We start from the raw sequence: 10502 nt of genomic DNA, 5'->3' as shown, positions 1-10502 counted from the left end.
GGGGGGGGCCGGGGGCGGGGGGGTGGGGGGTGGGGGGGGGGGGGGGGCCGCCCCGGGGGGGGGCGGCCCGGCGGGGGGGGGGGGGGGCCCCGGGGGGGGGGGGGGGGGGGGGGGGGGGGCCCCCCCCCCCCCCCACCCCGCCGCGTCCTGTCTCTCCGCCTCCGGGCCGCCCCGGGGCGTCACCCGGCGGCCGCGATGCGCCCGCGCGAGGCCCGCTGGACGTCGGCGCGGAGCTCGACCTCGCGGCGCCTGCGCCGGGCGAGCACGACCCGGCGCTCGGCGGCGGTCAGGCCGCCCCACACGCCGTACGGCTCCGGCTGGGCGAGCGCGTGCTCGCGGCACTCCAGCAGGACGGGGCAGCGGGCGCAGACCCGCTTGGCCGCCTCCTCCCGGGCCAGCCGGGCGGCGGTGGGCTCCTTGGAGGGCGCGAAGAAGAGCCCGGCCTCGTCCCGGCGGCAGGCGGCTCCGGAGTGCCAGGGGGTGTCGTCCGCGTGCTGCCCGCTCTGCTGTCCGCTCTGGCTGGGGCTGAACTGCCCCGGAACGCTCTGGTCGGTGGCGCTCTTCGTGGACTCGATCGGGTGCAGCACGGGGTACTCCTGACGACGGCTCGGCGGGGGCTCGTGCCAGTGTGCGACCGGACGATCACGTTCCGCAGCTACCCTCGGCCGACTCACAGACCCTGCGGAACCCACAGCCGCACAACAGACGATGTGGAGGAGGAACTACCCGGCGGTACGCCGATTCATGCACACCGCACGCAGTTGCCGCCCAACTCTTTCCACCAAAAGTCAAGGAGGCGGGCCCGGCGTGACGAGGCGTGTGCATGTGGCACATGCGCCGGGGCGCGCCTCCCGCACGCCCCTCCCCCCGGCACACCGCTCCGGCACACCGCTCGGACACCCCGCCCCGGGTCCGGCCCGGGGGCCGGGGCCGGGGGCCGCGGTCCGGGACCGGCGCCGGGGCCCCGTCAGGAGCCGAGCTGCTTGCGCACCCACTTCTTGAGCTGCTTCCCCCGCTTCGCCCGGGCCTCGACCCCGCCGAAGACCGCGGCGCCGCGCACCCGCACCACCGGCGCGTACGGGTCCTCCGCGGTCTGCTCCCGGACGTCGAAGCCGCCGAAGACCCCGGCCCCGCCGCCGTGCAGCGAGACGTTGTCCGGCACCCTGATCTCGACCCCGCCGAAGACCGCGGTGACGTCGATGACCACCTCGGGCGACTCGAAGACGGCGTCGGTCAGGTCGATCTCCACCCCGCCGAAGACCGCGACCGCCCTGATGTGCGGGCCCACCCGCCAGCGGCCCTTGCGGACGGCCCCGCCGAAGACCGCCACCGCGTTCGGCGCGTAGGAGCGGGCGGGGGGCGGCGGCGGGCCGGCGGGCGCGGCGGCCGGGCGCGGCACCGCGCCGGGGCGGTGCGCCGGGAGGTCGAGGGTCAGCGGTTCCAGCTCGCGCAGCGTCTTCGCCGCGTACGCGGCCTCGATGCGCTCGGCGTGCTCGTCCGCGTCGATCCGCCCCTCGGCGAAGGCGTCCCGGAGGACGTCGGCGACGCGCTCGCGGTCGGCGTCGGAGGCGCGCAGGTCGGGTTCGGCGACGGGCTTGGCCATCGGCACCGGCGGCGCGGTGCGCTGGGCGAGCAGGTCCGGGGCGGCCTGGGCCTGGGCGGCCGGGTCCGGGGCCGCGGGGTCCTGGGCAGGCGAGTTCTCCACGGCCCCAGGCTAGTCAGCAGGACCCCCGCCGAACAGCAGATCGGGCGGCTCCGGGTGAGCCCGGTCACGCGGGGCCACCTGGCCCGGTCCGGCCGCGGGCGGCCCTCTAACCTGGAAGGCGCTTCGTCGACGTCGACCCAGCACCGCAGTCAGCGGACAGACCGCAGTCAGTGAGGACCACCCGCCGATGGCCGCCATGCCAGAGTTCGCCTACTCCGACCTTCTCCCGCTGGGTGCCGACCCCACCCCGTACCGCCTGATCACCACCGAGGGCGTCTCCACCTTCGAGGCGGGCGGCCGCCGCTTCCTCCAGGTCGAGCCCGAGGCCCTGCGCCGGCTCACCGCCGAGGCGATGCGCGACATCTCGCACTACCTGCGCCCGGCCCACCTGGCGCAGCTGCGGCGCATCCTGGACGACCCGGAGTCCAGCCCCAACGACCGCTTCGTGGCGCTGGACCTGCTGAAGAACGCCAACATCGCCGCCGCGGGCGTCCTCCCCATGTGCCAGGACACCGGCACCGCCATCGTCATGGGCAAGCGCGGCCAGAACGTCCTCACCGCCGGCCGCGACGAGGAGGCCGTCTCGCGCGGCGTCTTCGACGCGTACACGAAGCTCAACCTGCGCTACTCGCAGATGGCCCCGCTGACCATGTGGGACGAGCGCAACACCGGCTCCAACCTGCCGGCCCAGATCGAGCTGTACGCGACCGACGGCGACGCCTACAAGTTCCTCTTCATGGCCAAGGGCGGCGGCAGCGCCAACAAGTCGTTCCTGTACCAGGAGACCAAGGCCGTCCTCAACGAGAAGCGGATGCTCTCCTTCCTGGAGGAGAAGATCCGCTCGCTGGGCACCGCCGCCTGCCCGCCGTACCACCTGGCGATCGTGGTCGGCGGCACCAGCGCCGAGTTCGCGCTGAAGACCGCCAAGTACGCCTCCGCGCACTACCTGGACGAGCTGCCCACCGAGGGCTCGCCGACCGGCCACGGCTTCCGCGACCTGGAGCTGGAGAAGAAGGTCCATGAGCTGACCCAGCGGATCGGGATCGGCGCGCAGTTCGGCGGCAAGTACTTCTGCCACGACGTGCGGGTGGTGCGGCTGCCGCGCCACGGCGCCTCCTGCCCGGTCGCCATCGCGGTCTCCTGCTCCGCCGACCGCCAGGCGCTCGGGAAGATCACCGCCGAGGGCGTCTTCCTGGAGCAGCTGGAGACCGACCCGGCGCGGTACCTGCCCGACACCACCGAGGACGAGCTGGACGACGAGGTCGTCCGCATCGACCTGAACCGGCCGATGGACGAGATCCGCGCCGAGCTGTCGAAGTACCCCGTGAAGACCCGCCTGTCGCTCACCGGCACCCTGGTCGTGGCGCGCGACATCGCCCACGCCAAGATCAAGGAGCGGCTGGACGCGGGCGAGGGCATGCCGCAGTACCTCCAGGACCACCCGGTGTACTACGCGGGCCCGGCCAAGACCCCCGAGGGCTTCGCCTCCGGCTCCTTCGGCCCCACCACGGCCGGGCGGATGGACTCCTACGTGGAGCAGTTCCAGGCCGCCGGCGGCTCCTTCGTGATGCTCGCGAAGGGCAACCGCTCGCAGCAGGTCACCGACGCCTGCGCCAAGCACGGCGGCTTCTACCTGGGCTCCATCGGCGGCCCGGCCGCCCGCCTCGCCCAGGACTGCATCCGCAAGGTCGAGGTGCTGGAGTACGCCGAGCTCGGCATGGAGGCGGTCTGGCGGATCGAGGTCGAGGACTTCCCGGCGTTCGTCGTGGTCGACGACAAGGGCAACGACTTCTTCACCTCGCTCGCCCCGTCCGAGACCTTCATCGGCTCCATCCCGGTGCGCCCGGGGAGCTGACGCGCCCGCAGGGGGCCCGCGCCGGACGGTTCCGGCGCGGGCCCCCTGCGCGTGGTCAGCGGCGGGCGCCCTTGGGGCGCGGAGCCGCGGGCGGCGGGACCGGGCCGTGCCGCCCGCGCCGGGTCGCCGTCATCTGCCGGACGAGCTGGTGGAAGGAGACCACTGCCGTGACCGGCGGCAGGCCCGCCACGACCACGTCCGCGGGGGTGGCCGCCGCCGACGCCACGCACAGGACCGCCGCCATGCCGGAGAAGACGCCCAGCACCACCCACGAGTGGGCGATCCGGCGCCGCTCCAGGGCCGCGCGCAGGATGGAGAGCGAGGCCACGAACCACGGCCCGTAGATAATCACCGGCCAGAGGCCGGCCAGTCCGCTGCCGACGTGGGCCGCGGCCAGCCGCTGCAGCGGCGCGTAGGCGAAGGCCCAGCCCAGCAGGGAGACCGCCGTGACCGTGCAGGTGGTCAGCACGCCGAACGCCGAGCTGGTCAGCTGCGACCAGGTGGCGGGCAGGGGCCGGCGGCGCCGGTGCGGGACCGGGCGGCGGCGCCGGGGCAGGTCGTAGGCGACCGGGGACGGGACGGTGTCCTCGTCGTCGGCCGCGAGCGGCGGCAGGAGCCCGGCCGCGGGGTCCTGCGCGGCGTCGAGCAGGTCCGCGAGGGGGCGGTAGGAGGTCGCCGGGTCGGCCGGCGGCCCGTCGGCGTACCAGCCGGCCTGCGGGTGGACGGTGACGTGCGGCCCGGCGTCGTACTGGCCGGCGTCGTACCGGCCGTCGGTGTACTGGCCGTCGGCGTACTGACCGTCGGCGTACTCCTCGGCGCCCGGGTCCCGGTAGGGGAGGTACGTCTCCCTGGTGTCGTACATGGCGTGCCCGCTCCCCTCGTGCGGTCCGCGTCACCCGCCGGTCCGGGCAGCGCGTGCGCCGGACCTGCGGGTGAAGTCGGACTCGATCTGCCGGATCAGCCGTGCGAAGTCGGCGACGAGCCGGGCGCTGTGCTCCAGCCGCACCTGCTCGCCGCCGCGCTCCAGGAAGGCGGCGGCGCCGTCCCGGTCGTCGGCGGGGGGCGGCACGAAGAGCCACTCGCCGAGCCGGGAGCAGCCCTCGCCGCGCGGCCCGGGCCCGGCCGGATCGGGAGGACCGGGATCGGGCGGACCCGGGTCGGGCGGACCCGGGTCGGGCGGACCCGGGTCGGGGGGCGGTCCGGGAACGGTGTGCGGAGAGGTCACGCCTCCCCAACGACGCCCCGCCGCCCCCGGCATGTGCGGCATTCGGGGGTCCTTAGATATGACGGACGGACCCCGCACGCCGCTGAGCTGCGCATCCTCCCGCTCCTGCGGGACAGGGGAACAAGGACGCCGTCAACCGGCGCTGCGACGAGGGGAACCTGGAGAGGGAGGCCGAGACGATGACCGGCAGCACGGACGGGTACCGCACCGAGCACGACTCCATGGGCGAGGTGCGGGTGCCTGCGGAGGCGAGGTGGCGGGCGCAGACCCAGCGAGCGGTGGAGAACTTCCCCGTCTCCGGGCAGCGGCTGGAGCGGGCGCACATCGAGGCGCTGGCGAGGATCAAGGCGGCGGCGGCGAAGGTCAACGCGGAGCTCGGCGTCCTGGAGAAGGACACCGCGGAGGCGGTCCGCGAGGCGGCGGCCGAGGTCGCGGAGGGCCGCTGGGACGACCACTTCCCCGTGGACGTCTTCCAGACCGGCTCCGGCACCTCCTCGAACATGAACGCCAACGAGGTGATCGCGACGCTGGCGGCCGAGCGCCTGGGCCGGCCGGTCCACCCCAACGACGACGTCAACGCGAGCCAATCCTCCAACGACGTCTTCCCCTCCTCCATCCACATCGCCGCCACCGCGGCCGTCACCGGCGGCCTGGTGCCCGCCCTGGAGCACCTGGCGGCGGCGCTGGAGCGCAAGGCGGAGGAGTTCGCCGGGGTGGTGAAGGCGGGCCGCACCCACCTGATGGACGCCACCCCCGTCACCCTCGGCCAGGAGTTCGGCGGGTACGCGGCGCAGGTCCGGTACGGGGTGGAGCGGCTGCGGGCGACGCTGCCCCGGGTGGCCGAGCTGCCGCTGGGCGGTACGGCGGTGGGCACCGGGATCAACACCCCGCCCGGCTTCGCCGCCGCGGTGATCGCGGAGGTGGCCCGGGAGACGGGCCTGCCGCTGACGGAGGCCCGGAACCACTTCGAGGCCCAGGGCGCCCGGGACGGCCTGGTGGAGCTGAGCGGGCAGCTGCGGACGGTCGCAATCGGCTTCACGAAGATCGCCAACGACCTGCGGTGGATGGGCTCGGGCCCGCGCACCGGCCTGGCCGAGATCAACCTCCCCGACCTGCAGCCCGGCTCCTCGATCATGCCGGGCAAGGTCAACCCGGTGGTCCCGGAGGCCGTCGCGATGGTCGCCGCGCAGGTGGTGGGCAACGACGCGGCGGTGGCCTTCGCCGGCGCCTCCGGCAGCTTCGAGCTCAACGTGATGCTGCCGGTGATCGCCCGCAACGTGCTGGAGTCGGTGCGGCTGCTGGCGAGCGCCGCCCGCCTGCTGGCCGACCGGGCGGTCGACGGCATCACGGCGAACGCGGAGCGGCTGCGGGAGTACGCCGAGTCGTCGCCCTCGGTCGTCACCCCGCTCAACCGCTGGATCGGCTACGAGGAGGCGGCCAAGGTCGCCAAGCAGGCGCTCGCCGAGCGGAGGACCATCCGCGAGGTGGTGCTGGAGCGCGGGTACGTCGCGCGGGGACTGCTCACCGAGGAGCAGCTGGACGAGGCGCTGGACGTGCTGCGGATGACCCGGCCCTGACCGGGCAGGCGGAGGAGGACCGGCCCGGGGCCGGGTTGCGGGCCCCGGCCGTCGGCGTCCCGGCCGCGTGCGGCTGAGGAACGCGTCACGAGCGAACCGGAAGAACCAACTCCGGAAGGTCCCCTCATGTCCGACTCCACCGTCCCGTACACCACCGGCAACACCGGCATCCCGGTCGAGAGCGACTCCGACTCGCTCACCGCGGGCGCCCTCGGCCCGATCCTGCTGCACGACCACTACCTGATCGAGAAGATGGCCCAGTTCAACCGGGAACGGGTGCCCGAGCGCGTGGTGCACGCCAAGGGCGGCGGCGCCTACGGCGTCTTCGAGGTCACCCAGGACGTCAGCCGGTTCACCCGGGCGGACCTCTTCCAGCCGGGGAGGCGGACCGACATGCTCGCCCGGTTCTCCACCGTGGCCGGCGAGCTGGGCTCCCCCGACACCTGGCGCGACCCGCGCGGCTTCGCGCTGAAGTTCTACACCGAGCACGGCAACTACGACATGGTCGGCAACAACACGCCGGTCTTCTTCGTGCGCGACCCCATGAAGTTCCAGGACTTCATCCGGTCGCAGAAGCGCCGGCCGGACTCCGGGCTGCGCGACCACGACATGCAGTGGGACTTCTGGACCCTCTCGCCGGAGTCCGCGCACCAGGTGGCCTGGCTGATGGGCGACCGCGGCATCCCGCGCACCTGGCGGAACATGAACGGCTACAGCTCGCACACCTACATGTGGATCAACGCGGGCGGCGAGCGGTTCTGGGTGAAGTACCACTTCAAGACCGACCAGGGCATCGCCTTCCTCACCCAGGACGAGGGCGACGCGATGGCCGGCGAGGACGCCGACGCGCACCGCCGCGACCTGTTCGACTCCATCCGCCGCGGCGAGCACCCGTCGTGGACGATGTACGTCCAGGTCATGCCGTTCGACGAGGCGTGGGACTACCGGTTCAACCCCTTCGACCTGACCAAGGTGTGGCCGCACGGCGACTACCCGCTGGTCGAGGTCGGCCGGATGACCCTCAACCGCAACCCGGACGACCACCACGTCCACATCGAGCAGGCCGCCTTCGAGCCGTCCAACCTGGTGCCCGGCATCAGCGTCTCCCCGGACAAAATGCTGCTCGGCCGGATCTTCTCCTACGCCGACACCCACCGGTACCGGATCGGCCCCAACTACGCGCAGCTGCCGCCGAACCGCCCGCACTCCCCCGTGCACTCCTACTCCAAGGACGGACCGATGCGGTACGAGCCCGCGGACACCGCCGCGGTGTACGCACCCAACTCCTACGGCGGACCGGCTGCCGACCCGGGCCGCTTCGGCGAGCCCGTCGGCTGGGACGTCGCCGGGCGGATGGTGCGCGAGGCGTACCCGCTGCACCGCGAGGACGACGACTTCGGCCAGGCCGGGACCCTGGTCCGCCAGGTCCTCGACGACGCCGCCCGCGACCGGCTGGTGTCCAACGTCACCGGCCACCTCTCCGACGGCGTCTCCGACCCGGTCCTGACCCGCGCCGTGCAGTACTGGCGCAGCATCGACAAGGACCTCGGCGACCGGATCGCCACCGGCATCGGCAGGGCCTGACCGGCCCGGCCGGGTCCGGCGGGCCCCGCCGGACCCGGCCGGAGGGCGCCGTCCGCGGCCGCTGCTCCCCCACGCGGGGAACGGCGGCCGCCGTCGTGTGGTTCGCTGGACGGGCGAGGCGTCAACGGCGACGGCCCGCCGCCCGGCCCGCCCCTCCCCGGAACGGCCCGGCCCGCCCTGCCCGCACCCCGACCCACGGGAGCGATCCCCGTGCCCCTGGCGCTCGTCGCCCTGGCCGTCACCGCCTTCGCCATCGGCACCACCGAGTTCGCCGCGATGGGCCTGCTGCCACAGGTCGCCGGCGACCTGGGGGTGTCCGTGCCCCGGGCGGGCCGGCTCATCTCCGCGTACGCGGTCGGCGTCGTCGTCGGCGCCCCGCTGCTCACCGCCGCTGCGGCCCGGCTGCCCCGCAAGGCCGTCCTGGTCGGCCTGGCCGGCCTGTTCACGGCGGGCAACCTGCTGTGCGCCGTCGCGCCCGGCTTCTGGTTCCTGGCCGGGGCGCGGTTCGTCACCGGCCTGCCGCACGGCGCGTTCTTCGGCGCGGGCGCGGTGGCGGCGGCGGAGCTGGCCGCACCCCACCTGCGGGCCCGCGCGGTGTCGGTGATGTTCGCCGGGCTCACGGTGGCCAACATCGTGGGCGTGCCCGCCGCGACCCTCCTCGGGCAGCACCTGGGCTGGCGGGCCACGATGCTCGTCGTCGTCGCGACCGGGGCCCTGGGCACCGCCGCCATCGCCCGGCTGGTGCCCGCGCTGCCCTCCCACGAGCACGCCGGACTGCGGCGGGAGCTGTCGGCGTTCCGCAGCGGCCAGCTGTGGCTGGCGCTGGCGACGGTGGTGTTCGGCTGCGGCGGCTTGTTCGCCTGCTACAGCTACATCGCGCCGCTGATGACGGAGGTGGCGGGCTTCGCGCCGGAATCGATGACGCTGGTGCTGGCCCTGTTCGGCGTCGGCATGACGATCGGCAACGCGGTGGGCGGCTGGGTCGCCGACCGGGCGCTGCGGCCCGGGGTCTGCGCGGCGTTCGTCCTGCTGTCGCTCACCCTGGCGGCGTTCGCGGCCACGGCGCACGCGCAGTGGTCGGCAGCGGTCACCGTGGTGCTGGTGGGCCTCTTCGGCTTCGCCATCGTGCCGGCGGTGCAGACGCTGGTGATGGAGAAGGCGCGGCACGCCCCGACGCTGGCCTCAGCCACCGTGCAGGGCGCGTTCAACCTGGCCAACGCGCAGGGTGCCTGGCTGGGCGGGGCGGCGCTGTCCGCCGGGTTCGGCTGGACCTCGCCGACGCTGGTGGGGGCCGCCCTGGCGGGGGTGGGCGCGCTGCTCGCGGTCGTCTCCTGGGCCGCGGACCGCGGCGGGCGCGGCGGCTCGCGGCTGGTGGCCCGCTCCGCGCCGCGGGCTGCGGACGAGGCGGCGCCGGCCGGCCGCTGACGGCGGCGCGGGCGGCAGGCGGCGGCGCGGCGGGCCCGTACGGCCGGCGGCACGGCCGGCCGTACGGCGCGCAGCCCGGGTCAGTCGACGATGCGGACCGGCAGCGGCCGCAGCGCCTGCCGCAGCGAGGCCGCGAAGCGCTCGTACTCGGCGGACCGGGCGGAGCCGGCCCGGAAGGCCAGGCCGACGCGGCGCCCGGGGGCCGGGTCGGCGAAGCGGACGGCGGCGAGCCCGCCGCCCCGCCCGGCCTCCACGTCGAGGGCGGTGGCGGGCAGCAGGGTGACGCCGAGTCCGCCGGCGACGAGCTGGACGAGGGTGGAGAGCCCGGCGGCGCGGGTGGTGGCGGCGGCCGGGTCGGCGCCGACGTCGCGGCAGATGTCCAGGGCCTGGTCGCGCAGGCAGTGGCCCTCCTCCAGCAGCAGCACGTCGAGGTCGGGCAGCACGTCGCGCGGCACGTCGGTGCGGCCCGCCAGCGGGTGGCCGGGCGGGACGACGAGCACGAAGTCCTCGTCGAAGAGGGGGATCTCGCGGACCGGCAGCGTGCCCCCGGCGGGCAGCGCGAGCAGCAGCAGGTCGAGCCGGCCGCTGCCGAGGCCCTCCAGCAGCGAGGAGGTGCGCTCCTCGTGGACGTGCAGTTCCAGGTCCGGGTAGCCGCGGCGGACGAGGCGGAGCACGGCGGGCAGCAGGTAGGGGGCGACCGTGGGGATGACGCCGAGGTGGAGCGGTCCGGTGAAGGGGCGGCGTGCGGCCTCGACCTCCTCCGTGAGAGCGTGCAGGGAGGCGAGCACCCGGCGCGCGTGGTCGGCGACGCGCTCGCCCAGCGGGGTGATGAGGACCCTGCGGGTGGTCCGCTCGACGAGCTGGGCGTCCAGCGTCTCCTCCAGGGCGGCGACGGCTCCGGAGAGCGCGGGCTGGCTGGTGCCGATGGCCGCGGCGGCGTCGCGGAAGTGCAGGTGGTCGGCGACCGCCGCGAAGGCGCGGAGCTGGGCGACCGACGGGGTCTTGCGACTACTGATAACGACCTCCGATCAGAAGTCTCGATTCTAGCTATTTCACGGATCAAAGGATCGCGTGCCAGTGTGGATCACGTCCCTGCGGTGCGGAACCATACGCAACCGGGACGGAACACCC

General features: G+C 74.8%; 9 protein-coding genes. 4 read left to right on the top strand and 5 right to left on the bottom strand.

The features are described 5' to 3' along the window. Positions 1 to 179: 179 nt before the first annotated feature. The gene (locus tag ACFY07_RS15375; protein ID WP_230747091.1) at positions 180 to 587 is read right to left on the bottom strand and encodes a WhiB family transcriptional regulator; all 408 of its coding nucleotides are present in this window, start codon (positions 585 to 587) and stop codon (positions 180 to 182) included. Between the two features lie 380 nt (positions 588 to 967). Further along, positions 968 to 1705 carry a DUF1707 domain-containing protein gene (locus tag ACFY07_RS15370; RefSeq protein WP_390869092.1) on the bottom strand — a complete coding sequence of 246 codons (738 nt, stop codon included), beginning with the start codon at positions 1703 to 1705 and terminating at the stop codon, positions 968 to 970. 196 nt (positions 1706 to 1901) lie between these two features. Here ACFY07_RS15370 and ACFY07_RS15365 point away from each other — a divergent pair, with 196 nt between their 5' ends. Next, positions 1902 to 3560, top strand: a complete 1659-nt coding sequence (locus tag ACFY07_RS15365) for a fumarate hydratase (RefSeq protein WP_390869119.1) — start codon at positions 1902 to 1904, stop codon at positions 3558 to 3560. 55 nt (positions 3561 to 3615) lie between these two features. On the opposite strand, the gene ACFY07_RS15360 is transcribed toward ACFY07_RS15365, so the two are convergent. Both ACFY07_RS15360 and ACFY07_RS15355 read right to left on the bottom strand, forming a co-directional pair. Continuing rightward, on the bottom strand, positions 3616 to 4422 hold the full coding sequence (locus ACFY07_RS15360; protein ID WP_390869091.1) for a DUF2637 domain-containing protein: 807 nt from the start codon (positions 4420 to 4422) through the stop codon (positions 3616 to 3618). Positions 4423 to 4452: 30 nt separating this feature from the next. Continuing rightward, the gene (locus ACFY07_RS15355; protein WP_390869090.1) at positions 4453 to 4785 is read right to left on the bottom strand and encodes a hypothetical protein; all 333 of its coding nucleotides are present in this window, start codon (positions 4783 to 4785) and stop codon (positions 4453 to 4455) included. Positions 4786 to 4964: 179 nt separating this feature from the next. Between ACFY07_RS15355 and ACFY07_RS15350 the strand changes: the two genes are divergently transcribed. The 3 genes from ACFY07_RS15350 to ACFY07_RS15340 all read left to right on the top strand — a co-directional run bounded on the left by ACFY07_RS15350 (position 4965) and on the right by ACFY07_RS15340 (position 9371). Continuing rightward, positions 4965 to 6362 (top strand): class II fumarate hydratase, encoded by a 1398-nt coding sequence (locus ACFY07_RS15350; protein ID WP_390869089.1) that lies wholly within the window; start codon positions 4965 to 4967, stop codon positions 6360 to 6362. A 126-nt stretch (positions 6363 to 6488) separates the two neighbouring features. Next, positions 6489 to 7946, top strand: coding sequence for a catalase (locus ACFY07_RS15345; protein WP_390869088.1), 1458 nt, complete (start codon positions 6489 to 6491; stop codon positions 7944 to 7946). A 210-nt stretch (positions 7947 to 8156) separates the two neighbouring features. Next, complete coding sequence (locus ACFY07_RS15340; RefSeq protein ID WP_390869087.1) at positions 8157 to 9371, top strand: MFS transporter; 1215 nt, start codon at positions 8157 to 8159, stop codon at positions 9369 to 9371. A gap of 80 nt (positions 9372 to 9451) precedes the next feature. Here ACFY07_RS15340 and ACFY07_RS15335 read toward each other — a convergent pair whose 3' ends face one another. Then, entirely contained in the window at positions 9452 to 10387 is a 936-nt protein-coding gene (locus ACFY07_RS15335) for a LysR substrate-binding domain-containing protein (protein WP_390869118.1), read from the bottom strand. Positions 10388 to 10502 lie beyond the last annotated feature (115 nt).

The sequence above is a fragment of the Streptomyces sp. NPDC001380 genome (assembly GCF_042895785.1).
Taxonomy (GTDB): Bacteria; Actinomycetota; Actinomycetes; order Streptomycetales; family Streptomycetaceae; genus Peterkaempfera.
This window is presented reverse-complemented; position numbering and strand designations above follow the sequence as displayed.

Excerpts from the sequence above, each read along its gene's own strand:
- ACFY07_RS15345 (WP_390869088.1), top strand. The coding sequence starts at position 6,489 with ATGTCCGACTCCACCGTCCCGTACACCACCGGCAACACCGGCATCCCG.
- ACFY07_RS15365 (WP_390869119.1), top strand. The coding sequence starts at position 1,902 with ATGCCAGAGTTCGCCTACTCCGACCTTCTCCCGCTGGGTGCCGACCCC.
- ACFY07_RS15360 (WP_390869091.1), bottom strand. The coding sequence starts at position 4,422 with ATGTACGACACCAGGGAGACGTACCTCCCCTACCGGGACCCGGGCGCC.
- ACFY07_RS15350 (WP_390869089.1), top strand. The coding sequence starts at position 4,965 with ATGACCGGCAGCACGGACGGGTACCGCACCGAGCACGACTCCATGGGC.